Origin of the sequence: Burkholderia sp. 22313, assembly GCF_052045245.1 — a bacterium.
In the GTDB taxonomy this organism is placed as follows: Bacteria; Pseudomonadota; Gammaproteobacteria; order Burkholderiales; family Burkholderiaceae; genus Burkholderia.
Window position 1 is genome coordinate 107,151 of record NZ_JBQEON010000007.1, and the last position, 24,405, is coordinate 131,555.

Sequence of the window (24,405 nt, forward strand, 5' to 3'; positions counted from 1 at the left end):
CACAGGTGACAAGCGTCAAGAGCCCCGTCATTGACGAGGCTCGAAGACGATCAAAACATAGTTATACTGATTTAATTTTAAAAGAATGGCAGTGTGGCTATTTACAATCGATCGCTGCCATCTGGGAATCACAGAGAGACAATAACTGCGTCGGCGTCGGGGTTTCGATTAAGCGTTGCCTTGCTGATGTCACCGGCAGTATCGAGGTAGTTACCTTTTTGTGCTGGGATAAGAATCAACTTCGTTGCTACGTAATATGCAAGTCCCGAGAAGATGATGGTCGGAATTGATGCGCCGAGGTACTTAAACGGTTCGGCCATGGCGGAAGTTACGGGGTTGTATAACCACAGATAGCCCGCCGTCGACACTGCGGTGATAGCGACAGCCACCCAGTTGATGCCGCCCCAGAACCGGTACTTGCTGCCGCTCGTGGCGAACAGGTGTGCCGGGTCGAGATGCTCTTTGCGAAGAATGAAGTAGTCGACCAGCGTTACCCCAGTGACACCAACGAACATCACACCGTTGTACGACAGCCAGCTCATCACCGCGGAGAGGAGCCATTCGGTCTTGAACGCAAAGTAGATTCCCGGCGCCAAGAGGGTTGCGAGGAGCCATTCCCAACGAATGCGAGCGAAAAACTTCACCTGCTGAATGGAGACGGCGGCCAGGTACATCATCACCACCATCGTCGCGATGTTAGCTGTCAGGACCACTGCCATCGTGCAGCTGCCAAGCGCCGGACCGGCAAGCGAAATCATCCAGATGGTCGGGTCGTGAGTACCAGCGCTGACAGCAGCAAGAGCGGCTACAGTCGAGACAAATGCGGCGCCGAGCAAGCCAACACCGATGACAGATGGTCCCATGACATGCGAGCGGTGCTTCACCAGGCGTGTCAGCCCCCCCATAACCGGCCACCAGGTCATCGAGTTCGAGACGCCAAATTCGACGGCAAGAGCGAGCCCTCGTGTCTTGTCGTGCGTCATCATCTGGTCGGCCGGAAGTTGGCTCACCCAGAGATGGTGAAAGCCAAACTTGTGGATGAGAATGCCGAACATCATCAGCGTGATGAGCATGTGCAGAGGCCCGATGTAGCCGTTGAGCCGCTCGAACAGCTTCGGTCCTTTGCTGGCAATCAGCCAGACTACGACTAGTGCGGCCAGGGCGACTGCAATCACGAGCTTCTCATGAGCGCCACCCGTTGCGCTCGTTCCCGCGATGGTGCCGGCGATGTTCGCCGCGCCACGGGCGGTCAGCGCTTCGACTACATAAGACCACCCGATGAGCGTAGCGAGCAGGCCGAAGAGCGGAACGACGATGCCTCGATAGCCGTACGATGCCTTTGCGGAATCAATGACATCCGTTCCGTATTTGTAGCTCGCCGCGCCGGAGGCGAGCGAAACCAACGCCATTCCGATGACAAGCCCGATTACGTAGCCCATGACGCCAAGACGCCAATCGCCAACGTAGGGAAGGAAGCCGCCGATGAGGAAGGCCCAGGTAGCCGCGCTGAACGCACAGCATGTCCAAAGAAATGAGCCATAGCTGCCGTAGATGCGTTCACTTGAAAGCACCGGCAGCCGGCCCGCCAGGGCCTCTTGCTCGACGCTGAGTTGATGGTCTGCCATGTTGATGTCTCCTGTCAGGCAACGTAGAGCGTCACTGCCCAGAGAATTGCCCCGAAGACGCACCAAAGCAGTCCCTCAACGACCATGGGACGCCCGGAGCTCATACATTCGGATTGGGCGTGCTCTCCTTCGGTGATGGCATTCACCTGCTTAACTAAGTCCTGGTTAAGACGAACCCCCTCGTCTGAGAGGTTCAGTCTGAGTCCCGCGTTCGTTGTCGTCATCTCTATTTGCCTCCACCGATATTTCTGGATTCGAAGGAGTTATCGCCAGATAACTCGCTTCCGCAACGCGAATTAATCAGCTATGTTTTAAGAGCTTGCATAACGACAATGCAAAAGGCTACGAACAAGCTGACTGCCCCATTTCGCGCAGTGACCACCGCTCGCTTGGGTTGATGGCGAGAGCGTGTCATTCCACTTTGCCGTCGTCAATAAACGCCACGTATCCAGAATCGGCAAGTGCGCGCTCGCCGTCGTTGTCGCCAGAAAGTACTTGGTACCGGTTCTCCTCCTGGCTTGCTGGGAGCGAGCGCCAAGGTCATCTACCTGCTGACGACGTCTCGATTCTGCAGACAAAAAAGGCGGCTTATAGGCCGCCGAGCAACAATTCGGTGCGGAAGGCGAAGTAGATTCCCGGTAGGCGCAGAGCGACTATGCACGCCGCTCAGCTATCGCTGAGCGGCAAGTTCCTAATGGTTGCACGGTGCGAAGTCAGGGTAGTGGGAACCAGAGAAGCTTGTTCCAACGTTCTGCTTAATTCGGTACAGGCCGCCGATTAGCTGACCTTCGAGGCGGTCAGGAACTGAGCAGTGAACCCGAGCGAGCCGTGTCCGGCGTCGCGGGTCACCGCCAGGTCGTCGGCGAGTGCAGCAATATGGCTTGCTCGGAGGCCGGCGTCCTTCAGGGCGTCGCGCCACTGGATAACGGCGTCGAGGTAGACATCGACGGTGGCCTGGATGGTCTCGAAGTTGTTGGCTTCGATTTCACGAATGCTCTTGTGCACCTTGTAGCGCACCAGGTCCAGCATCTTGTCAGCGAATTCGCTGAGTTGCGACGGCGACACACCGCGAGCCTTTGCGTAGGCAGCTGCCTCGAGGAAGCCGGCTAGGCTGACGGCGTAAAAACTACCCGTCATTGCGGCATCAATGATGGGCGGTACGGCCAGATTGTCGCCTTGGAAGATGGTACCTTCCGGTGCGAGCGGTTTGAACGTCGCTTCGACGGCGCGCCACACGTCTTCTTTCCCTGAATACTGGATGGCGGTGTACGGGCCGCCAATCAGGTCGGGATACGACGAGATAGCGGCACTGATGAAGCGGCCGCCGTTGCTCTCGATTACTTCGCGGAAGACTTCGCCGTCTTCGGGCATCGCCGTGCTCAGATTTGCGATGTAGCGACCATCGAGTTTCAGTTGGGAAGCATGTTCTCGGAACAGCGTCGCACCGATAGATGCACTACTGACAATCGAAATCACGACCTCGCTGCCGTTCACAAGCTCAACGAACGAACCGGCCAACTTGGCGCCATTCTTGACCACGCCTTCGGTTGCTTCTTTGCGACCGTCCCACACGGTAACCGTCGTGCCCGCCTTCAGCAGTGTATTCGCGAGGGCGGAGCCCATGAGTCCAGTTCCGATAACGCCTACGGTTTGAGCCATCTCGTTCGCCTCAATATTTAGTTCAGAAAGGTCCGTCCCTGGCTCTTGCCAAGAATGGTTGAGCGAACTATGCCGTCGGAAAAATCGAACGCGTATCCAGATTTGGCAACCGGGTTGAGTCATGTCGTAGACGACCTCCCGCGGCTATCCATCAAATACCTCGTATTTCGAGCCTGCTATATCACCGTCAGGTGCGCCGGCATCGAGTTTTCAGCCAGAAGGACTTGCCATTAGAGCGTAGTCACCTGGACGGGGGCACCCGCTGAAACAGGGGGGTTCCCCCAATTCTCTATTCGTTTGGAGTGGGCCTGCAGGATGGGATATATACCTTGCCGAAAGTGGATACGAAGGCGAAATTTGAGGTGATAACTTGGATTCGTCCCACACACCGAATGAGGCAACAAAATGCTGAAGGCAAAGGCGCAAGACGATTACGTTCAGGTTGACCAGGTTGCATGGCAAGACTTTCCAGAAGAATTCCACAGCGGCGGCGTGAAGTGGAAGCTCCTGCACGTCTCCCCGGAGATGGCATTCTGGACCGTTCTCTTCTACTGCCCGAAGGGCTCGGTGCTGCAGCCGCACATCCATCACGGCCCGGCAGAAGGTTGGATTTTCGACGGCGCGATCCAGGTCCGTGGCGGACCAGAAGTTGGCGGCGTCCTGGGCATCAAGGACGGCTTCATTTACGAAGCCGCTGGTGCAAAGCACGACGAGACCGTCATGCGCGAGGACACGACCTTCGTTCTCCAAATGATTGGGCCGCTCACGTGGGTCATGAAAGACGGAACGCACGTCATCCAGTCGTGGGAAACGGCTCAGGCGCTTTGGGAAAAGCAAGCAGCCTGACTTCCAAGATTCTCGCCTGCATCCATAACTCGATCGCTCATCAGCCGCGCACTCATCGTTGCGCGCACCTGGAGTTTTGAATGACAACTCTGATTATCCTGACTTCTCACGACACCCTCGGAAACACAGGTCGCAAGACAGGTGTGTGGGTGGAAGAGTTTCTCGTGCCCTACTACGCATTTATCGACGCAGGTCTGCCGGTTCGGTTGGCGTCTCCTCATGGCGGTCCGGTGCCGCTGGACCCGCTGTCGATCGAAGCTATCAAGGACACGGATTTGCTGAATCGATTCCGGGCCGACGAGAGCCTCCAGGAAGCGCTCGCGAGCACCGAGTTGCTCGTCGATGTGGACCCGGCGACTATCGAGGCTGTCGTGTATCCGGGCGGCCACGGTCCGCTTTACGATCTGCGTGAGAACGAGGCCTCCGTTCATATCATCGAATCGCTCGCTACGTCGAGCAAGCCGGTTGCGGCCATCTGCCACTCTGGCTGCGTGCTTCTCGAGGCAAAAACCGCTTCGGGCGAGCCCTTGGTGCGTGGCCGCAAAGTCACCGCTTTCAGCAACAGCGAGGAAGCTGCGGTCCAACTCGAGAAAGCAGTGCCGTACTTGGTTGAGAGCGAACTGAAGCGCCTTGGCGCGGTGTATTCGAAGGCAAGTGACTGGCAAGAACACCTGGTTGTCGATTCGTTGCTCATCACCGGCCAGAACCCCGCATCGTCCGGCGCAGTAGCCAAGGCTGTCATCGAAGTTCTGAAAGCCAAGTCGACCGCCGTTGCATGAGCGGTCGGATGCCTGAGCGAGTCAGGCATCTTCAATTATCCGCATCAGCCTTGATTCGATTCTGCTGATGCAGGCTGCATTACATTTAAAGGAGGCAACGATGGGCTTCGTGAAAACGCCTGAAGAAGTCAAGGAAATCGAACAACTGCTCGCGGGCGGCCGATTTACCACCGAGGGTATCACTGTTGAATTTGAGACGACGCGGGAGTTCATGCGCTCGGTCCTCGCTCCATGTTTCGAGCTGCCGGACGAACCCATTGCGTACGCGAATATCTCGCGCTGGCAGGGAGCAATGTGCGGGGAGTTTGACTGCGCGATTGTGTTTCTGCGGTGCCGATACAAGGAGTTTGAGGGCACGACGATGCTCTACATTCTCGTGAGCGGCGACATGCCCGTCACGATTGGTCGCGAAATGTGGGGCGAACCTAAGAAGACTGGCACCGCACAGGTCTATGTCGATGGCCACCAGATGTACGGATACGGCGAACGCAACGGCACACGAGTGATCGAAATCGATGGCGAATTTGGACCAGACGTCGGACCGGTCGAGATGGAAGGTCTCGATTTCGAATTGAAGGCGACACCGCACGTTACCGGGTTGGGCCTGCAAGACGACGTCGTGTTGACTTGCATGAAGAACTTCGAGTCCTATCGTGTTCGTCGCGAAGGTCGTGCGTCGCTGACCTTCAACGGAAACGAGATGGACCCGCTGCATACCATCCCCGTCGCCAAGGTGGGCAAGGCGTGGTACTCGCAGGGTGAGTCTTCGTGGACCGTGCCTTGGTTCGACACTCTTCCCGACCGCGCCGCGTACGTTCCGTACATCTACGGCCAGAAATACGACGATTTCCGCTTCTTCCCTACGGCACGCCGATTTAAGGGCGATAGCAATCGGTAAGTGTCGACCAAGGCGACTAACGCACGATCAATGAGCAGTGGGGCGGCCCATCGGTCGCCCCGGAGCATTTCAGGCGGCGAGCATTGCTCCGAGTGCAAGCTAACAACGTCGCTAGAAGCTCTTTGGTGTGTTGACCCATACCAGTATGGTCGGCTCGCCATTACCGGCTTTCCATGCGTGAGGACGCTGGCTTTCGAAGGCGATACTGTCACCTTGCTTCAAGGAATGCTCGATCCCGTCCAAGGAAATATGAAAAGTACCCGAGAGCACGTGAATAAATTCTTCCCCCGCATGAGCATAGAAGCCACTACTCTCTGCGCCGGGCTGAAGAATCCACTTTTGGCAATCGAGCATATCGAGCGACTCGGCAAGCTGCAGAATATTGATGCCTGGGCCGAAACTAGGAGCAACACGCTCTTTCCCGTGTCGCACTACTTCACGGTCGGTGGTTCGGGTGCCAGCGCGAGTTAGCTCGGTTACCGTTGTGCCGTAAGTCGAAGCAAGAGCTTGCAAAGTAGCGACCGTCGCCCCTTGTGACGTACGTTCAAATGTGGAGATAAAGGAGATCGGGAGCCCAGACGCTTCAGCGGCCTCGCGCAAGGACATTTTAGCCTTCTGCCTGGCTAGCCGAAAACGGACTCCGAGTACTCGCGAATCGTCGCCTGATGCGGTCGTATTGTCTGCGACGCTACTCAGATGTTCGCCATTTTTGACAGAAGGCGCTTGCTCAATGAGTGCTTTTCGGATAGCGGACATGTTCAGGCCGTCGACCTTGCGCATGCGCTGTATAGCGCGAATCCTTGCGATGTCCGCATCACCGAACACGCGTTGCCCCGATGCGGAACGCTTCGGTGACAACAATCCGTGTTGCTCCCAAAGCCTCAGCGTGGACGTATTCGTTCCCGTCAAACGTGCAACGTCGGTAATGCGATGTTCAGACATCTGTGTTTTCCTGCGCGCATTAGCATGCGTTCAGTATACGGCAGTCTATGCCCCTCTGGGCACCGAGGCGCAACGAGCAGCGCTCAAAACAGGCAGGGGACTTTGCTTCTCGTGGGGTCGCAACACGGCCGGGGCACTTCACCCGGCGGCTCGCAAGACAAGTCCTTGCACGACCACATTCTCAATGCAGCCAGCCTTCAGCGCTGCCGCGAGCTATTCCTGCCACGCAGCCATTCGAGTGCAAGCAGCAGACACGTCGAGAATATAATCAGGATCGTCGCGAGCGCGGCGATCGTCGGACTAATGTTTTCGCGAATCCCCGTGAACATCTGACGCGGCAAAGTCGTCTGTTCTGCGCCGGCAAGGAACAGCGTGACCACCACTTCGTCGAACGATGTCGCGAATGCGAACAGCGCCCCCGAAATCACGCCCGGTGCAATGATCGGCAACGTGATGCGGAAGAACGTATTGACCGGATTCGCACCGAGCGACAAACTAGCGCGAACCAGGTTGTAGTTAAAGCCCTGCAGTGTCGCCGCCACTGTCGTTACGACGAACGGCACACCCAGGGACGCATGCGCAAGAATCAGCCCGATATAGGTATTCGCCAGCCCGAGCGGCGCAAAAAACAGGTACATGCCGACACCGACCACGACCACCGGCACAATCATCGGCGAAATCAGGATCGCCATTATCAGTCCCTTGCCGCGAAAGTTCGCCTTCGAGAGTCCGGTAGCGGCGAGCGTGCCGAGAATTGTCGCGACCACTGTCGCCGAAGGCGCGACGATGAAACTGTTCTTTGCCGCCATGCGCCATTCGTCGGATCCAATCAGGTTTTCGTACCAGCGCAGCGACCAGCCCGGAATCGGATATACGAGGAACGTGCTCGACGAAAACGACAGCGGCACGATCGCGAGCACCGGCAGGATCAGATACAAGAGCGTCAGCACGGCGAGGCCGCGCAGCGCGAAATACCACACGCGTTCAGCCAGCGACGTATGTGGCGCAAACATCGGTTTCGAGAGGCTCATCGCAGTCTCCGTGCGCGTTCAGCCGAGGCTCAGTGACGAACGCGTGAAGCGTCCATAGATCACATACAGCACAAGCGTCGCTGCAAGCAACAGGCCGCCAAGCGCGCACGCCATGCCCCAGTTGATCGTCACGTTGGTGAAGTACGCGACGTAGTAGCTGACCATCTGATCGTTCGGTCCGCCGAGCAGTGCGGGCGTGATGTAGTAGCCGATCGCAAGAATGAACACGAGAAGCGCGCCGGCGCCTATACCGGGATATGTTTGCGGCACATACACGCGCCAGAATGCGGCGAACGGATGGCTTCCGAGCGACACTGCAGCCCGCTGGTAAGTAGGCGGAATGGATTTCATCACGCTGTAGAGCGGTAGGATCATGAAGGGCAGCAAGATGTGCGTCATCGAGATATACACACCGACGCGGTTGAACAGCAGTGCAAGCGGCGCCTGAATCAGCCCGCTGCCGATCAGCGCTTTGTTGACAAGCCCCTCGCTTTGCAGGATCACGATCCACGCGGCGACGCGCACCAGGATTGACGTCCAGAACGGAATCAGCACAAGGATCATCACGAGGTTTGCGCGTCGTTCCGGAAGCGTCGAGATCCAGTAGGCTAGCGGATAGCCGAGCAGCAAAGCGCAGAGCGTAATGACCGCGCCAATCAGAAACGTGCGGCCGAAGATCGCGAGATAGATTTGTTGATCGGGATCGGTCTGAACGATGCGACCAAACGCATCCTGCTTGTGATCGAGCGATGCCAGCAGGTAGAACGGTGAATACGCGCTGCTGTTTTTTGCGATCGCCTGCCAGTACGAAATTTCGTCCCAGCGCGGATCGACTTCCACCAGCTTCGCGTGGACCTGTTTGGGTGTCAGTGTGAGCGGGTGGCCTCCGTCGTCGGCGAACGGCATCGCGCGTGCCGTCTTCGCGACGAGCGAGCGGTAGCCCGGAATCTCCACATTTAACCGGCGGGCCAGTGCGCCCATCTTTTCGCCATCGGATGTCGCGGTCAGATCGGCGGCGAGCGCTGCATAGGCGGCATTCGGGGGAGGTGTCTTGCGGTCCCAGCCGGCGAGCGTGTGCAATGTGCGCGGCAACGCGCTGACCACTTCAGGGTTCTGTACGGCGCGCGTCAGCAGCGCACCAATCGGCACGACAAAAATCAGCAACAGAAAAATGGCGAGTGGCGCGATCAGCACCAGTGCCATCGCGCGCTTCTTTGCTTCAGCGGCCTTCAATTCGCGTTTGAGTCCATCCGTCGATTCGGCTGATGAGTCGGCGGCGATCGTCGTCGTGGTCATACCTGTTTCCTGCCTCGCATCCGGTCGCGCGCTATAAGGGCATGCGGACCCTCAATTGATGTGGTGCGGTTTCGCGAGGAAACCGCACCTTCCCATAGTAACTATGCAGTCCTTACTTGGAAGCCCACGAAGCGAAGCGCTGTTCCAGTTCGTCGCCGTGGTCGGTCCAGAACGTCAGGTTCTGGAGCACCGCATTCTTGCTGTTAGCCGGTGAGTTTGGCAGGTTCGCGAGCGTCTTCGAGTCCAGTGACTTGATTGCAGCGACATTGACCGGACCGTATGCAATGTTCTTCGAGTAATCTTGCTGCGGTTTCTCGGAAAGCGTAAACGCGATGTACTTCTCGGCCAGTTCCTTGTTCGGCGCGCCCCTCGGAATCACCCACCAGTCGAGGTCATAAATGCTGCCGTTCCATACCACCTTCAGGTTTTTGCCTTCCTTCTGCGCTGCGTCAATACGCCCGTTATAGACGGTCGACATCACAACGTCACCCGCGACGAGGAATTGCGGCGGCTGCGCGCCCGCTTCCCACCACTGGATGTACGGCTTGAGTTGGTCAAGTTTCTTGAATGCGCGGTCCTGGCCGGCCTTGGTGGCGAGCAGCGTGTACACGTCCTTCGGGGCGACGCCGTCAGCCATCAGCGCGAATTCCAGATTGTAGCGCGCACCCTTGCGCATGCCGCGCTTGCCAGGGAATTTCTTCTCGTCCCAGAAGTCTGCCCAACTGGCGGGTGCCGTCTTCAGCGTGTCTGCGTTGTAAGCGAGTGCTGTCGACCACACAAAAATCCCTACGCCACACTGCTGAACCGCCACCGGAATGAGATCCGCTTTCTTTGCGATTTTCGACCAGTCTAACTTTTCGTACAGCCCTTCGTCACAGCCACGACCGAGGTCGCCCGTCTCGACTTCGACGACATCCCAGTCAACATGCTTGGCATCAACCATCGCCTTGACTTTAGCCTGTTCACCGTTGTACTCGACAGCGGTTACTGTGTCGCCCGTCTGCTTTTCGAAAGGCTGATTGAACGCAACCTTCTGCGCGTTGCCGTTCGCCCCGCCGAAGTTGACCACGGTGAGGCCCTTCGCGCTGACCGGTGACGACGCGGCGAGCGCACTGGCGGCTAATGCAAGCGTGGCAAGAGCAATCTTGTTCATCTTTGTCTCCTCCTCAGGATTAAACCTATATATGACGCCCGCCGCTTTCCGTGGGGCGGCGCCGGTGTGAAAAAAGTCAGGCGAACACACGCAGATGTTCGGGCGCGAACTCGAGCGCAACAGGTACACCGGGTGCAAATCGGGACAGCACGTCGTCGTTAAGCGACACTTTGACGAAACACTCGCTCTGCTGGGAAATCGAACAGCGCATGCGGACGTGATCGCCGAAATAGATGAGATCCGATCCGGCGCCGCGCAATGCATTACTATTTACGTTTGTAGTACTGGCTACCTTCATCCGCTCGGGCCGAATACATGCAACCGCCGGTGTGCCTGCTTTCGCACCGCCGATATTGCGGCCTTTCAAGCGCGTACCGTCAATCAGATGGAATTCGCAGAACTCGCCGTCGACATGGGCAATCGTCCCGCGCAGCTTGTTGCTGTCGCCGATGAAGTTCGCGACGAACTCGTTGCACGGTGACTCGTACAGACGGTCGACGGTATCGAGCTGCTGGACGATGCCCTTGTCGAACACGGCTACGCGATCCGACATCGTCAGCGCTTCACCTTGGTCGTGCGTCACATAGACGAACGTGACGCCGAGCTTTTCGTGCAGCGATTTCAGTTCGTATTGCATGTGTTCGCGCAGCTGCTTGTCGAGCGCGCCAAGGGGCTCGTCCATTAGCACGAGCTTCGGTTCGAACACGAGCGCGCGGGCCAGCGCAATCCGCTGCTGCTGGCCGCCCGACAGCTGCGCCGGATAGCGCTTCGCGAAGTTCTCCATGCGGACCATCTTCAGCGCGTGATTGACCCGATCCGCGCGTTCGTCGGCCGACAGTTTGCGCACGGTTAATGGATATGCCACGTTCTGTCCGACCGTCAGATGTGGAAACAGCGCGTAGTTCTGGAACACCATGCCGATGTTGCGTTTGTGCGGCGGCACGGTGTTGAGCAGCGTGCCATCCAGCCAGATGTCGCCACCTGTGGGAAATTCAAATCCCGCGAGCATCATCAGGCAGGTAGTCTTGCCGGAGCCCGACGGCCCTAGCAGTGTCAGGAATTCGCCCTGATAGATATCCAGATCGAGCTGCTTGACGACAAGCGTTTCACCGTCGTATGTCTTGCGGACACTTCGGAAGCTCACGAGGATGTTTTCATCTGACTTCATTGGTTACACCCCAAGAATAATGGCCTTTAGTCCGCGACGACGCGTTGCTGAACTAGAACCGACAAGTGCATAACGCGTTTTTCCCCGCCTGAAGCAGCCTGAGGCCGAGACCCGACATTCGCGCCTCGCTCATCACAAAAGGGTTTGCTTCTTTGATGCGTTCATACGACTCTCCGCCGTATTGACCTACCTGTGGTCGGGCCTCGTTCGTATAGAGATCAGGACCGACATGATCAAAAATCTCTACATTGTTTCTGTAGGAATGAGACTAGCAGGCGAATTCCAAGACGACAATGACAAGAGGGCTAGGGGAAACGCGGATAGGTGGGGGTGTTAGCGTTTCGTCCGAGGAATGGTCCACGATGCAGACGCTCGTCGGTGACGAAATTCATTCTTGCCGGGGCGGCACGCAGCAAACCGCCTATAAGGACCGTTCGTTAGCGTCAGCACAATTGTTGGCGAACTGCCTCTCATTACCGGAGCCCGATCGACTCGGGTCCTTTCACCTTGTTCAATGCCGAGCACGGGGAAAACCCTAGTTTTCTGACGGAGGACATTCCCCTAGAGTCCATCTCTACAGAAAACATATAGCATTTGTTTGTGGCCAAGGATCAGGCTGCTCCCCGGTCTTCTCCCGAAAAACTCAGACTATTTTTAAGGGCGGTATGGAAGTTTCGATCTCTTCGCGGCGGCAGATCACGCCCCTCCAACGAAGTTTTTGGATGCTCGACGCAGAGCCGCAGTTGGACGTTGCCGCGTCGCTGTCCGCGTCCGAAGACGCCGATGTCGTCGTAGTGGGCGGTGGGTTTGTCGGGCTCTGGACGGCGCTGACCATTCGCGACCTCAGCCCCACCTCGAAGGTCGTTGTGCTGGAGCGCGACGTGTGCGGCGGCGGTGCGTCAGGGCGTAACGGCGGTTTTGTCATGTCGTGGTGGCCGAAAATCGCATCCCTGCTGGCGTTCATGGATGCTGAACACGCGCTGTTTTTGGCGCGTGCGTCAGAAAGCGCGATACAGGAGCTTGGAGAGTTCTGCGAGCAGCACGCTATCGATGCGCATTTCAGGCGCGCTGGCTGGCTGTGGACTTCCACCTCGGAAGCGCAGGGCGACTCATGGACCGCCACGGTGGAAGCCTGCGCAAAACTCGGCGTCCGTCCGTTCGAGCACGTTGCTTCGGACGAAGTCGCTCGCAGAACCGGTTCCCGCATTCATCGGGCCGCCGTGTTCGAGCGCAGCAACGCCACCGTGCAGCCAGCGGCGCTGGTTAGGGGTATGCGCAAGGTCGCATTGAAGCGCGGCATCCGCATCTACGAAAACACCCCCGTTCTTGAAGTCAGCCATGATTGCCCGTCCATCGTCCGGACCGAAAAAGGCCAGGTACGCGCACGAGCTGTTGTTCTTGCAACGAATGCGTGGGCAGCGTCAATTCCAGAAATTTCACGCTTGATCGTCCCGGTCAACAGCTCCATCGTCGTAACCGAACCGATCCCGGAACAACTGCGCTCGATTGGCTGGACCGGAGGCGAGGCGATTACCGATTCACAGTTGATGGTGGACTACTACCGGACGACGCGTGACGGGCGCATTGCGTTCGGCAAGGGCACTGGGGCGCTTTCCAGGGGCGGGGTCATTGACGAAACGTTCAGCTACCACGCCGAGAGTTGTTCGATGACTGAGCAAGACTTCCGGCGCACCTACCCCTTGCTGGCCGGCGTGCGGCTCACGCACGCGTGGTCAGGGCCGATCGACCGCACCTACGACAGTCTGCCGATCTTTGGCACGGTCTCCGGCACGAAGCATATTCACTATGGTGTCGGCTGGAGCGGTAATGGCGTCGGCCCGAGCCGAATTGGAGGAAAAATTCTTGCCAGTCTTGCGCTTGAGCGAAAGGATGAATGGAGCGGTTGTGCACTCGTCGCGCGCCGGGCGCGGACGTTCCCGCCGGAGCCGATCAAGTACTTCGGCGGGTCGCTGGTACGTGGCGCGGTGCGCAGAAAGGAAAGCCGGGAAGCCGTGGGTGCGGTGCCACGCATGTTCGACGTTACGCTCGCAAAGTTTGCTCCATCCGGACTCGAAGATAAGACATAAGGAATCCAAATTTATGAAACCGGTCATTTACCGATGTGATGACAGAATGCAATTTTCGCGTTGGGCGGAGGTTGCGGCGCCCATTGGCGCCACGATCTCCAGAACGAGAACGGCGCAAGACGGGCGTTCAGAGGCAGAAGGGGTGGCATTCGGCATTTGGGAATGCAGCCGTGGAGTTTGGCGCCGACAAGTGACAAAGCGCGAGTTCAGCCATATTCTCGCCGGCCATTGCTTCTTCACACCGGAAGGCCAGGCACCGATGGAGTTGCGCGCAGGCGACAGCGTCTATTTTCCTGCGAACTGCAATGGAGTCTGGGATGTCCGTGAGGACGTCCGAAAATCTTATTTGATCATCGACTGAGTTTAACGAGGTTCCCACGAAGCGCCGTGGCGACTATGGCCAGACTTCTTTTCACCGTCATTGGCCACGCGAACCATCAGCCGATTTATCACAATTATTTAGAGGTACAAAGGAGACGGTATGTCGAACTCTCACGACGGAAAGTTGAAGGGTGGCCTTCAATCACGTCATATGACCATGATTTCCATTGCCGGTGTCATTGGCGCCGCTCTGTTCATAGGATCAGGCAAGCAAATCGCGCTCGCCGGACCGTCGGTCATTCTCGCTTACCTGGCAGGCGGCATCCTGGTTTTTCTCGTGATGCGAATGTTGGGTGAGATGGCAATCGCCCAACCCGATACCGGGTCGTTTTCGACTTATGCAGACCGCGCCATCGGTCGTTGGGCGGGGTTCACGATTGGCTGGCTATATTGGTATTTCTGGGCGATGTTGATGGGCTGGGAAGCCTACGTCGCTGGTCAGATTCTACATTCCTGGTTCCTTTCGATACCCGACTGGTTTTTTGCGCTTGTGCTCACTTTCGCGTTTATCGGTACGAATCTCATGAATGTAAAGAACTATGGCGAGTTTGAGTTCTGGTTCGGTATGGTCAAGGTGACGGCGATCGTTTTGTTTCTGGTGGTTGGCAGCCTCGCCGTCGTGCATCTCTGGCCTTTCGGACATGCCCGTGGCTTCTCTCATCTGAGCGATGCGGGTTTTATGCCGAACGGGCCCAAATCGGTCGTCACCGCATTGCTAGGGGTTATGTTCGCCATGATCGGGGCCGAGGTCGTAACGGTGGCGGCGAGCGAGTCCGTCAATCCCGGGAAGGAAATATTCAAGGCGATTCGCTCGGTTGTGTGGCGCATCATCCTGTTTTATGTTGGCTCGATTTTCCTCGTTGTCTGCCTCGTTCCCTACAACGATCCTGCGTTGGCGGACCCAACACGCGGAAGTTACACCGTAGCACTCTACGCGCTTGGGATTCCACATGCCCGGTTGATTGTCAACTGTGTGGTGCTTACCTCAGTTTGCAGTTGTTTTAATTCGTCGCTTTACACAGCGTCACGCATGCTCTTTTCGCTCGCGGGCCGTGGTGACGCGCATCGAATCATGGCGAAGACCGCAAGTGGAACCGGTACGCCCTATGTCGCCGTCGCAGTTTCCAGCGTATTCGCCTTTGCTGCAGTCTATCTGATGGCAAGCTCGAAAATGGATCTTTACGACATCCTAATGCAGACCACTGGTTGCGTCGCATTGCTTGTTTATCTGACTATTGCTTTTTGCCAACTCCGTATGCGCCAGCAACTGGAAGCGCAAGGTGTCCAACTCAAATTGAAGATGTGGTTATTTCCATGGTTGACGTATGCTGTTATCGCCTTCGTGATCGGAACACTGGTCGCCATGATAGTTGAGGGTACCTACCGCGCTGAAGTTGTCTCCACGTCATTTCTCGGTGCCGTGATTGTGATTATGGGCTTAATGGCACAGTGGTTCGGGATTGGAAAAGGAAAAATCCAAAACAATAATGCGTGGACTGCACGGGCAATTCAAGGTGATAGTAGATCGTCACACTGAATCGACGATTTTCAGGTGCGAAGTTGTAGGGGTGCTTCGCTCGATAACGCCGCGCTGCTGCCGAAAGGTGGAAACGTCTATACCTGCGGATTTATAAGCTGACGTTCGGAATTTGGGCCGGCCTCACGTCAGAACCTTGCATGAAGCTCGTTGGAACGATAAAGGGGGCGGGTCGGGCGAAGCCGACCGCCTTCTGTACGTTACCTATCGCTACTTTAAGACACGGGCAACCCAACGGCGACTGAGGGGCGACGACTAACCCACGGTGTGGCGCGCTCGAGCTGCGCAGCGAGCGAAAACAGCAGCGACTCCGCCCCGAACGCCCCAGCGAACTGGCTGCCGACCGGCAAGCCTTGCGCGTCCCAGTAAAGCGGCACCGACATCGCGGGCTGGCCGGTCGCGTTGAACCATGCGGTGAACGGAGAAAACCGGTGCGACCGATCGATGACTTCACTCAGCGACAGCGTGTCGTCCGTGGTGGCAAGCTCGGTCGGCGCAAGCGGCGGCATCGCGAGCGTCGGCGTCAACAACACGTCGTAGCGCTCCATCAAGCGGCCGAACGTGCGGCCCAGCGCATGAATCCAGTCGACGGCGCCCGCGTATTCCGCACCGCTGACATTACCCTTCTCGCGCAGGATGATGCGCGTGCGGGCCTCGATCTCATCGTCGCGCACCGGATGGCCGCGCTGGTTGCAGAGCGTGTCGACCAGCGTGCGCGTCTGTGCGCCGATGATCGTGAATACGCGTCCATAAAACGCCTCCGAATCGACCGGACTTTCCAGCGGCTCGACGCGATGACCGAGCAAGCGCAGCAACGCGACGGTGTGCTCGAGTGCGGCCCGGCATGACGGGTGAAGCGGCCACGGGGGCGCCTGCTCGATCACCGCGATCTTCAGCGGACGCGGATCGCGCTGCGTCGCCGCGAGAAAGGTCTCCGCCTGGCACGGCGCCGCGTACGGCGCGCCGGTGTCGGTGCCCGCGGTCAGGTCGAGCAGCGCAGCGCTGTCGCGTACGGAGCGCGTAATCGCATGGTTGATGCCCATGCCGGCCCATCCTTCGCCGATCATGGGGCCGTTCGGCGTTCGACCCCGTGTCGGCTTCAGCCCGAATACGCCGCAGCAGGAAGCGGGCACGCGCAGCGACCCGCCGCCGTCGTTGCCGTGCGCGAACGGCAGTACGCGGGCGGCGACGAGCGCCGCCGCGGCGCCGCTCGATCCGCCGGCGCTCACGTGCGGATTCCATGGATTGCGCGTGACACCGAAACGCGCAGACGACGTGCAATACGACGTGCCCAGCTCCGGCGACAAAGACGTTCCCGCGATCGGTATCCCGGCGCGCCGCAGGCGGCCCACGAGTTCGCCGTCGAAGTCGGGCCGGTAATCGCCGAACAAGAACGATCCGTTCGACATCCGCGCACCGCGCACCGGCATGAACAGATCCTTGATCAGTGTCGGTACGCCGGCGAGTATGCTTTCGTGCCCGCTTATGGACGAGGCGGCCCGACTTGCCGTATCGTCGAGCCGTTCCGCAACGGCATTCAGTGCTGGGTCGATCGCATCGAGATTCGCGCACACGGCATCCAGCAGTTCTGTCGGTGTCACTTCCTTCGCGCGAACGAGCGCTGCGAGTGCGATGCCGTCATGCGTGGCGATGAGCGTCTGGAAATCTTTCATGGGTTTGTCGTTCGAGAACAAGAAAACGTGAATGGATCATTCGTCGCCGCGGCAGCAAAGCGCCGGCAACACCCATAGCAGTGCGGCGGCGGCTGTGCCCGACGCGATCGCGAACACCGCGACGCGTAGCCCGCCGAACGCCTGTGCGCATCCAAGTACGATCAGCGGGCTGACGAACTGGCCCAGATAGAGTGCGGCCGTGAAGCCGCCGAGGCCGCGGCCGCGCATCGCGAGCGACAGCGTGCGCATCAGCGGCAGGATGGCATTGGGCACCAGCATGCCGCCGCCGAAGCCGTGAATCACGACCGCGACGACGATGGCCGGCACCGTATGCGCGCGGGCCAGCAGCGTCAGGCCCGCCGCGAGCAGCGCGAGGAGCACGACGTTGACGAAGCGGCGGCCGATCGCGTCGCGCAACCAGGGCCACGCGATCGAACCGGCGAGCGTCGACAGCAGGCCGGCGCCCGCGACCGCGCCGATCAGCGTCGACGATCGCTGACCGATGTCGACCATCAGCTGCGGCATCTGCACGGGCACCACGAACGAACTGACCATGCCGATGCAGATCAGCCCGTAGCCGGTCGCGAGCGTCGGCGCGAGCCGGCGCCCGGCCTGCGGCTTGCCGCTGTCGCCCTCGGCCGGCTGACCGTCGTGCAGCGGCTCCCACAGCACGGTCGCAATCGCCGGCACGAGCAGGATCGGCAACAGATAGAGATAGAACGGATAGCGCCACGCGTGCTCGCCGGCCGCGCCGCCGAGCACGAAAAACACCGTGCCGACGATACCGATCGTGATGACCTGCCGGTTCACGTAGCGCACCCGTTGTTCCCCGCGCCAGTAGTCGCCGATCAACGTCGTGCAGCAGGTCATCACGCAGGCTTCCGCGGCGCCGAGCGCGAACCGGCAGACGAGGATCGCGGTGAGGCTATCGAGCCATACCGGCGCGGCGCCGACCAGCCCGTACACGAGCGTCGCGAGCAACAGCAGCATCTTGCGTCCGACGCGATCGGCCAGCCAGCCTGCGAGCGGCGCGCACAGCGCGATCGCGAGGGCGGGGCCCGTCGCGACGAGCGGGACGAGCGCGGCCAGCCGCGGGTCGACCGGCACGAATTCGGCCGCGAGTTTCGGCAGGACCGGCGCGATCATCACCGCACCCATCACGGTGAGACTGCTGCCGAGCAGCAGCACGGCGCCCTGGCTGGTACCGGCCTGTCGGGCGGCACGCGAATAAGAGGGCGCGGATTGCGTTGAGGAAAGCGGATTCATCGACAGCTCCCGAATCGGAACATCAGAACGACAGCGCGGCACGCAGCGCGATCTGGTACCCCTGCGCGCGGTTTTGCGCGCCGAATTCCTTGTACGCATGCAGCCACACGGCGGGCTTGCCCGGCTCGACGTAGCTGATCGCCGGGCCCAGCGCATTCACGCGTGCGCGGTTGCCGTCGACGTTCGGGCCGTGGTCGTTGCTCAACTGCCGCTCGATGTAGCCACCCAGGCCCGCCGTGAACGGGCCGATGTGCTGGCCGAGCGCGAATTCCTGGCGGAACCCGGTGCCGCTTCGATAATTCGTTGCGCGGTTGGTCGTGTTCTGATCGATCTCGATGCTGGTCGAGATTTCGAATCCGCTGTCGGTGATGTACGTCGCGCCGATGATCGGCGAGAAGGTCCAGTGGTTGACGCCGGGATTGAAGAGACGGGTGGCGCGAAACGCGCCCGTCGGCGCCTGCACCTGCAGCGCGACGTTGACGAACAGGTTCGGCGATGTCCATGCGAGGATCAGCGGCTGGAAGTCCGCATCGCCGATGTTGGTCGGATCGGCCGACATCGCCAGCGTGCCCGCCGGCGTCGGCACGTTCACGTGTCCGTTCAGGTTCAGGAACGGCACGACCGCGCCGAAGCCGACGTTCGCGCCGAACAGTTTCGCGTTCGTCATCCGGATGTATGCGAGGCTCCACGACGCGACCGTCAGCGAGAAGTCGGCGTTGCCGCCGTTGCGGATCGTGCGGGTCGAGTAGTACGCGAAGCGTGTGGCGAGCGTGCCGTTCGGCGTGGGCGGCGGTGTGATGCCCGCGCCGAAATCGAACACGCCGAACGGCGTGATCGGGCCGTCGTTTTCGAGCGCGCGGGCGTGCTGGCAGGCGAGCGTGGCCGCCAATGTGCCGATCGCGACGGCGGTGGTGCGTGTGCGGCAGCGCCGCACGCCGTGCGGACGTCTGAGGATTTCCATCGTGCCGTTCCCCGTACAGTTGAAATGTGTACGGAGTCTAGGAACGTCAAAATCCGGAGCGTTATCCGCTTTTGGTAATTATCTCGGCGGCCGTTTGAGCGTGTCGGACGGCAGTTCGCCGAACAGTTCCCGGTAGTGCGACGCGAACCGGCTCAGGTGCCAGAAGCCCCAACGGCACGCGACGTCGCTGACCGATGCGCTTGCGGGGGAATGCTCGCGCAGTTCGCGGCGCACCGCGTTCAGCCGTAGCACGCGCAGGTACCACGCGGGATGCGTGCCGACGATTTCCTCGAAGCAATACTGCAGTTTGCGCCGGCTCGCGCCCACTGCGCGGCACACGTCGAGCACCGTCAGCGGAACGTCGGGCTGCGACACGACCAACTCGCGCACCCGCTCGACGACGCGGTGGCGCGCGGACGGATCGAGCCGAACCGGGCGGCCGGACGCTTCCAGCGCGTCGACGAGCTCGACCAGAATGGCGTCGCGCAGCATCTTGCGCGTGTGCGGCAGCGCGAACGGGCGCGCCGACGTGTCGGCCGCATCGAAGCCGGCCAAAAGCAGGGATCTCAACGCATCGTAGCGGGCAGATGGCACACGGACGATGCTGGTTTCGTTCGAGACGGTTCCGGTGCAGTCGCCGTCGCCGTCTTCATCGGCGAGCCAGGCCAGCGTGCGCAGCGTGTCGGTCGGCGCCGTCAGCAGTACGACGTCCTGATGGTCGGGCGTACGCAATTCTGGCAGCGACGTACCGCCAGAGACGAGCAATGCCTTGTCGCGCAGCGGCGTGCCGCCGCAGTATCCGGCGCCCGCGGTTTCTAGCGGGATGCTGAATGACGTGCTGCCGGCGCACTGGGCGCCGCGCTTGAGTAGCGCGCGATTCACGCGCTCGCGCAGCAATTGCATGCCGTCGAAACGAATTTCGTGCAGCGTGCCCTGGAACGGCCCGGGCGACAATTGATCGAGCTGGATCGACCAGCCGTGCGTGCATTCGGCATGGCTGTCGACGTCAGTGGAGGCGAAGCGCTGGATGAACGGCGCCGTGTCGAGGTCCGGGAACGGCAACGAAGTGGGTTGCATGACGGATACCGATGGACGAATGAGTTCGCCGACAATGCGCATGCAATTAGCTGTTGGCAATGGGTTTTTACCCCGGCGCTGCGCTGAGGGCGTCGAAGGCGGGATGCACCATATCTAACGAATCTGCGAATATTACGTAATCACAATTGCCACGCCCATGCAGTGTAAGAGCAAAGTTGTAATGTCGTATCTGGGCAAAGTTGAAATGTCGTAGCTCGAGGGATTCGGCGCATGCTGGCGGCGGTTTGAACTGCCGGAGCGCATCGCGGGCCAACCTGGACTGATCACCATGAGCATGCGGGAGCTGGGTCGTCTGAAGGTCGTGGAAGCCGTGATCGAGCAGCGTCTGATGCCTTGGCGAGCCGCGGAGCGGCTCGGGATCAGTCGACGGCAGCTTGAACGGCTGGCTGCCCGGTATCGGGCTGCCGGTCCGTCCGATTAACTTTCGACCGACGTACTGGGCGCCTGCATTTGGAGATCGAATATCCGTGTCATCGGTACCCATTTGCGACCGGCGGGCGTCCACGGTGTGGGAGCCTGGAATTTCCACATCATGTCTTCCCAGGCACGAATGACAGGATCCGCTTCTGTTGCGCTGGCCAGGCGGTCGGCATCGAACACTGAATCATCGGTGTCCATCACCATCGTCATGCGAGTGCCGAGTCGAAAAATTTCCATGCCACGCACCCCATGCTCGCGAAGATGCCGCAGCACGTCGGGCCATACGGCGCGGTGATGTTCCTCGTAACAAGCGATCAATGCCGGATCGTCTTTCAAATCCAGGGCGAGACAATAACGCATAACGGCCTCATGTCATATAACGATCGAAGAGCGGGGCGCCGGCCAACCTGACGCACGATGGCAGCGTGGTGCTGACGGCTCAGGAGGACAGGTCAACGGGTGATGAAATACCTGCCGCGCGTGCGTGCGATCGCTGTGGAACGCCGCTGCGGCCGGTCGCGGCTGCTGCTAATCCCGGCTTCGGTGTCATCGCGTCCGGCGGTACGCATGCTCCTGCAAGGCGCCGCTGCAGGTCGATGACCGCGGGCAGTTGAAAGTCGTGGACGTCGGGGAGGGCGCTGCCTTGACGTCGACAGACCTGAGCTGCGATGTCCAGTGCGCGCGAACGCACGTCGAGCAGGAGCGAGAGCGCCTCTTCGAGCAACGCCAGTTGCGGCGTCGATAGCCGCAATTCGTGATCGCTATCGTACGGTGCCGGTTCGAGCGGATTTTTTTCCATGAGCGATGATTTCCGGAGATGCATGAGGTCGCCTCGCTGTACGTCGCACCAGTGTCTTCCGGGCGCAACATATGTGGACCATCACATAATCGGGCCGCGCAGCCATGGCACGAACTCCCGGTCGCCCATGCCGTTCTGTTCGCTACAGGTGCGCGCGCCTGAGGCGACGTCCAGCATCAACTGGAACAGTTGCGTGCCGGCGTCACCGACGGAGAGCGAACTGTCAACGATCTGACCGCCATTGAAGTCCATATCGGAGCGCATCCGGTCGAACAGCCCGGTGGTCGTTGCCAGCTTGATGGTTGGCACCGGCTTGGAGCCGAACACCGAACCGCGCCCCGTCGTAAAGCAGATCAGATTGGCGCCCCCGGCGATCTGGCCCGTTGCGGACACCGGGTCATAACCGGGCGTGTCCATGAAGACAAGCCCCGATTCCGATATCCGTTCCGCATAGTCATAGACGGCGTTAAGCGGGCTACTTCCGCCCTTCGAAACCGCGCCGAGGGACTTTTCGAGAATGGTCGTGATGCCGCCGGCCTTGTTGCCGGGTGAAGGATTGTTGTTCATGTCGCCGCCCGCCTCGGCAGCATACCGTTCCCACCAGCGCAGTTTGTCCAGCAGCCTCTCGGCCACGGCGTCGGATGCACGTGCGGTCAGCAAATGTTCGGCGCCGTATATCTCGGGTGTCTCGGAAAGGATCGCAGTGCCGCCCTGGCGAACGAGCAGATCAACCGCTGCCCCGAGCACAGGATTGGCAGTGATCCCCGAGTAGCCGTCCGAGCCGCCGCATTGCAGTCCCACTTTCAGCCGAGCAGCGGGAACCTTGGTGCGTCTCATGCGGTCGGCTGTCGTCAGCATTTCCCGGACGATCGCGATGCCGTGCTCCACGGTTTCGCGCACGCCGCCCTCGTCCTGGATGACAAGGGTCTTCACCGGGGCAGCGCGTGTCGTTTCAAGGGACTTCACAAGACTCCCGACCTGGTTCACCTCGCAACCGAGGCCCACCAGCAGCACGCTCGCAAAGTTCGGATTGCAGGCATAGCCGGTCAGCGTGCGGTGAAGCACGGCCATGCCGTCTCCGGTCGACGACATCCCGCACCCGCTTTGGTGCGTGATCGCGACCACGCCGTCCACCCGATCGAACGGGGCCATTGCGTCGCCTTTGAAGGCGTCCGTGATGGCGTGACAGACGCTGGCGGAACAGTTGACGCTGGCGATCACGCCGATGTAGTTGCGCGTGCCAACCTGTCCGTCCGCACGCACGAAACCCTGAAATGATTCCAGCCGGTCCGCCGGCATAAGCGTGTTACCCGCATCGTCGTGCCCGGGACTGCGAGGATGATGCTCGGGCATGCCGACGTTGTGAACATGGATGTGCTCGCCCGGCGCAATTTCGTCCAACGCGACACCGATCGTCTGCCGGTATTTGATCACCGGGCTGCCTCGCGCGATGCGGCGCGTAGCCATCTTGTGGCCCGCTGGAATGGACGTCGTTACGATTGTCGACAGCCCATTCGCTTCGATCGGCGTGCCCGGCTCGAGCGTCTTCAGAGCCACCGCTACGTTGTCGTCGCTATGAAGGACGACGACCATTTGATCGTTCATGATGCGTTTGCCTCTTCCGTTGAGGATGTCACGCCATGCCGCGCGAGCGTTGCGCGCAGCCGTGTCTGATGAGGCGCGACTGCCAGCGAATCGGCGAGTTCGATGAGCGGCAGAATTCGCCGCCGGACCTTTTCGACGTGGTTGCCCGCGATGTCCGCGATGTGATGGTTGAGATACGGATTCAGAAACCGTTCGCGCACGCTCGCAGCGTACTGCTCCGCGCGTGCGTGTAACCCCATCGCATCGAACACCGGCAAGACTTCCTCCTTCCACACGGCTTCGATGCCTTCGCGCAGTGTCGTGTCGTTCATCGCATCGAACACGGTTTGCGCATTGCTTGCGCGCTGCTCCAGCCAACGGTCGGCGAGCCAGGTATGCCCGACATTCAGAAAGAACAACTTGAGCTGTTCATGACTGTGCAGATCGTCGGTCACGACGATGTGTTCGTGCGTACACGGCAGTTCCATTCCGGGGCGTCGTTCGATTGCCCAGAGCGCATAGGGCTCGGCCACTGCGCCCACCGGTTCTATCGGCTCGGAGACGATCCGGTCGACGAGGGAGTTGATCCAGACGCATTGCTTCGACAAGTACGCGACGAAGGGCGCCGGCATGGCCCATTGTTCAGCCAGCCCGATGACCAGCTCGCGTAGCGTGTCGCCATTGCGGACGACGAGCTCGCAGGGAAAGATCGAGACGCCTGCGTCGGGCCGTTCGCGCCACCGTGCGTGGAGCAGCGTGAGCAGCTTGGCAGGATAGCTGCGCGGGACATGAGTCTCGAGCGTGAGAAGGGCAGGCGCATCGCGCTCGTCGAGGCGGTAGCCGGCATCGCCTGTGTTCGAGACAATGACGCGGACGTCATGCGTCACCGCATGCCGGATCGTCGCCCAGTCGCGCTCGGCGATCCACGCGGCGCGCACGGCGCGGCATTCGACAACGGTATCCACGATCGTGCCGTGCGCTCTGCCCCGGATCTTCACCGGATAGCTGCCCGCATTGGCCAGCGCGGCAATGCGCGCATGGCTTGCCGGATTGTCGGTCGTCTGCACCATGCTGATCCCTCCGATCGCGTCGCCCCGCTCCAGGGCTTGCGATACGAACAGGGCGACATGAGCCTGGAGAAACCGGCTGGTGCCGAACTGAAGAATCGGTTCATTCATATCGAACGGTTCCCGCGAATTCGG

At 59.9% G+C, this 24,405-nt stretch carries 21 protein-coding genes and 1 pseudogene; 7 read left to right on the forward strand and 15 right to left on the reverse strand.

Annotation, left to right across the window (positions count from 1 at the left end):
- Positions 1 to 128: 128 nt before the first annotated feature.
- Together ACTJKF_RS08345 and ACTJKF_RS08350 are read right to left on the reverse strand one after the other, a co-directional pair.
- The gene (locus ACTJKF_RS08345) at positions 129 to 1,625 is read right to left on the reverse strand and encodes a cytosine permease (RefSeq protein ID WP_440623083.1); all 1,497 of its coding nucleotides are present in this window, start codon (positions 1,623 to 1,625) and stop codon (positions 129 to 131) included.
- Positions 1,626 to 2,402: 777 nt separating this feature from the next.
- Positions 2,403 to 3,407, reverse strand: coding sequence for an NAD(P)-binding domain-containing protein (locus ACTJKF_RS08350; protein WP_440623084.1), 1,005 nt, complete (start codon positions 3,405 to 3,407; stop codon positions 2,403 to 2,405).
- Positions 3,408 to 3,689: 282 nt separating this feature from the next.
- On the opposite strand from ACTJKF_RS08350, the gene ACTJKF_RS08355 reads away from it, so the two are divergent.
- The 3 genes from ACTJKF_RS08355 to ACTJKF_RS08365 all read left to right on the forward strand — a co-directional run bounded on the left by ACTJKF_RS08355 (position 3,690) and on the right by ACTJKF_RS08365 (position 5,807).
- Positions 3,690 to 4,130: a cupin domain-containing protein gene (locus ACTJKF_RS08355; protein WP_440623085.1), complete on the forward strand. Its 441-nt coding sequence runs from the start codon at positions 3,690 to 3,692 to the stop codon at positions 4,128 to 4,130.
- A gap of 80 nt (positions 4,131 to 4,210) precedes the next feature.
- Positions 4,211 to 4,909, forward strand: coding sequence for a type 1 glutamine amidotransferase domain-containing protein (locus ACTJKF_RS08360; RefSeq protein ID WP_440623086.1), 699 nt, complete (start codon positions 4,211 to 4,213; stop codon positions 4,907 to 4,909).
- Between the two features lie 100 nt (positions 4,910 to 5,009).
- The gene (locus ACTJKF_RS08365; protein ID WP_440623087.1) at positions 5,010 to 5,807 is read left to right on the forward strand and encodes an acetoacetate decarboxylase family protein; all 798 of its coding nucleotides are present in this window, start codon (positions 5,010 to 5,012) and stop codon (positions 5,805 to 5,807) included.
- Between the two features lie 111 nt (positions 5,808 to 5,918).
- Here ACTJKF_RS08365 and ACTJKF_RS08370 read toward each other — a convergent pair whose 3' ends face one another.
- From ACTJKF_RS08370 to ACTJKF_RS08390, 5 genes are all read right to left on the reverse strand, one after another.
- Positions 5,919 to 6,749, reverse strand: a complete 831-nt coding sequence (locus ACTJKF_RS08370; RefSeq protein ID WP_440623088.1) for a MerR family transcriptional regulator — start codon at positions 6,747 to 6,749, stop codon at positions 5,919 to 5,921.
- A 197-nt stretch (positions 6,750 to 6,946) separates the two neighbouring features.
- Positions 6,947 to 7,780 (reverse strand): ABC transporter permease, encoded by an 834-nt coding sequence (locus ACTJKF_RS08375; RefSeq protein ID WP_440623089.1) that lies wholly within the window; start codon positions 7,778 to 7,780, stop codon positions 6,947 to 6,949.
- An 18-nt stretch (positions 7,781 to 7,798) separates the two neighbouring features.
- Positions 7,799 to 9,076 carry an ABC transporter permease gene (locus ACTJKF_RS08380; protein ID WP_440623090.1) on the reverse strand — a complete coding sequence of 426 codons (1,278 nt, stop codon included), beginning with the start codon at positions 9,074 to 9,076 and terminating at the stop codon, positions 7,799 to 7,801.
- 112 nt (positions 9,077 to 9,188) lie between these two features.
- Positions 9,189 to 10,229 carry an ABC transporter substrate-binding protein gene (locus tag ACTJKF_RS08385; protein ID WP_440623091.1) on the reverse strand — a complete coding sequence of 347 codons (1,041 nt, stop codon included), beginning with the start codon at positions 10,227 to 10,229 and terminating at the stop codon, positions 9,189 to 9,191.
- A gap of 76 nt (positions 10,230 to 10,305) precedes the next feature.
- A complete protein-coding gene (locus ACTJKF_RS08390; protein WP_440623092.1) occupies positions 10,306 to 11,397 on the reverse strand; it encodes an ABC transporter ATP-binding protein in 1,092 nt (363 codons plus the stop codon).
- Between the two features lie 722 nt (positions 11,398 to 12,119).
- Between ACTJKF_RS08390 and ACTJKF_RS08395 the strand changes: the two genes are divergently transcribed.
- The 3 genes from ACTJKF_RS08395 (at position 12,120) to ACTJKF_RS08405 (ending at position 15,402) form a co-directional block, all read left to right on the forward strand.
- A complete protein-coding gene (locus ACTJKF_RS08395; RefSeq protein WP_440623093.1) occupies positions 12,120 to 13,484 on the forward strand; it encodes an NAD(P)/FAD-dependent oxidoreductase in 1,365 nt (454 codons plus the stop codon).
- Positions 13,485 to 13,497: 13 nt separating this feature from the next.
- Complete coding sequence (locus tag ACTJKF_RS08400) at positions 13,498 to 13,845, forward strand: cupin domain-containing protein (protein ID WP_440623094.1); 348 nt, start codon at positions 13,498 to 13,500, stop codon at positions 13,843 to 13,845.
- A gap of 120 nt (positions 13,846 to 13,965) precedes the next feature.
- Positions 13,966 to 15,402: an amino acid permease gene (locus ACTJKF_RS08405; protein ID WP_440623095.1), complete on the forward strand. Its 1,437-nt coding sequence runs from the start codon at positions 13,966 to 13,968 to the stop codon at positions 15,400 to 15,402.
- Between the two features lie 215 nt (positions 15,403 to 15,617).
- Here ACTJKF_RS08405 and ACTJKF_RS08410 read toward each other — a convergent pair whose 3' ends face one another.
- The 4 genes from ACTJKF_RS08410 to ACTJKF_RS08425 form a co-directional block, all read right to left on the reverse strand.
- Entirely contained in the window at positions 15,618 to 17,075 is a 1,458-nt protein-coding gene (locus tag ACTJKF_RS08410; protein WP_440623096.1) for an amidase, read from the reverse strand.
- Between the two features lie 36 nt (positions 17,076 to 17,111).
- Complete coding sequence (locus ACTJKF_RS08415) at positions 17,112 to 18,341, reverse strand: MFS transporter (RefSeq protein WP_440623097.1); 1,230 nt, start codon at positions 18,339 to 18,341, stop codon at positions 17,112 to 17,114.
- Positions 18,342 to 18,363: 22 nt separating this feature from the next.
- On the reverse strand, positions 18,364 to 19,302 hold the full coding sequence (locus tag ACTJKF_RS08420) for a SphA family protein (protein ID WP_440623098.1): 939 nt from the start codon (positions 19,300 to 19,302) through the stop codon (positions 18,364 to 18,366).
- 78 nt (positions 19,303 to 19,380) lie between these two features.
- The gene (locus ACTJKF_RS08425; RefSeq protein ID WP_440623099.1) at positions 19,381 to 20,379 is read right to left on the reverse strand and encodes a helix-turn-helix domain-containing protein; all 999 of its coding nucleotides are present in this window, start codon (positions 20,377 to 20,379) and stop codon (positions 19,381 to 19,383) included.
- A 289-nt stretch (positions 20,380 to 20,668) separates the two neighbouring features.
- On the opposite strand from ACTJKF_RS08425, the pseudogene ACTJKF_RS08430 reads away from it, so the two are divergent.
- A pseudogene (locus tag ACTJKF_RS08430) lies at positions 20,669 to 20,812 on the forward strand (helix-turn-helix domain-containing protein); the annotation flags it as partial.
- Positions 20,813 to 20,817: 5 nt separating this feature from the next.
- On the opposite strand, the gene ACTJKF_RS08435 reads toward ACTJKF_RS08430, so the two are convergent.
- From ACTJKF_RS08435 to ACTJKF_RS08450, 4 genes are all read right to left on the reverse strand, one after another.
- Positions 20,818 to 21,180, reverse strand: coding sequence for an L-rhamnose mutarotase (locus ACTJKF_RS08435; RefSeq protein ID WP_440623100.1), 363 nt, complete (start codon positions 21,178 to 21,180; stop codon positions 20,818 to 20,820).
- Between the two features lie 79 nt (positions 21,181 to 21,259).
- Positions 21,260 to 21,619, reverse strand: coding sequence for a hypothetical protein (locus ACTJKF_RS08440; RefSeq protein ID WP_440623101.1), 360 nt, complete (start codon positions 21,617 to 21,619; stop codon positions 21,260 to 21,262).
- Positions 21,620 to 21,700: 81 nt separating this feature from the next.
- Positions 21,701 to 23,224: a UxaA family hydrolase gene (locus tag ACTJKF_RS08445; RefSeq protein WP_440623102.1), complete on the reverse strand. Its 1,524-nt coding sequence runs from the start codon at positions 23,222 to 23,224 to the stop codon at positions 21,701 to 21,703.
- A complete protein-coding gene (locus ACTJKF_RS08450) occupies positions 23,221 to 24,381 on the reverse strand; it encodes a mannitol dehydrogenase family protein (RefSeq protein ID WP_440623103.1) in 1,161 nt (386 codons plus the stop codon). The genes ACTJKF_RS08445 and ACTJKF_RS08450 overlap by 4 nt, the downstream gene beginning before the upstream one ends.
- Positions 24,382 to 24,405: the final 24 nt, after the last annotated feature.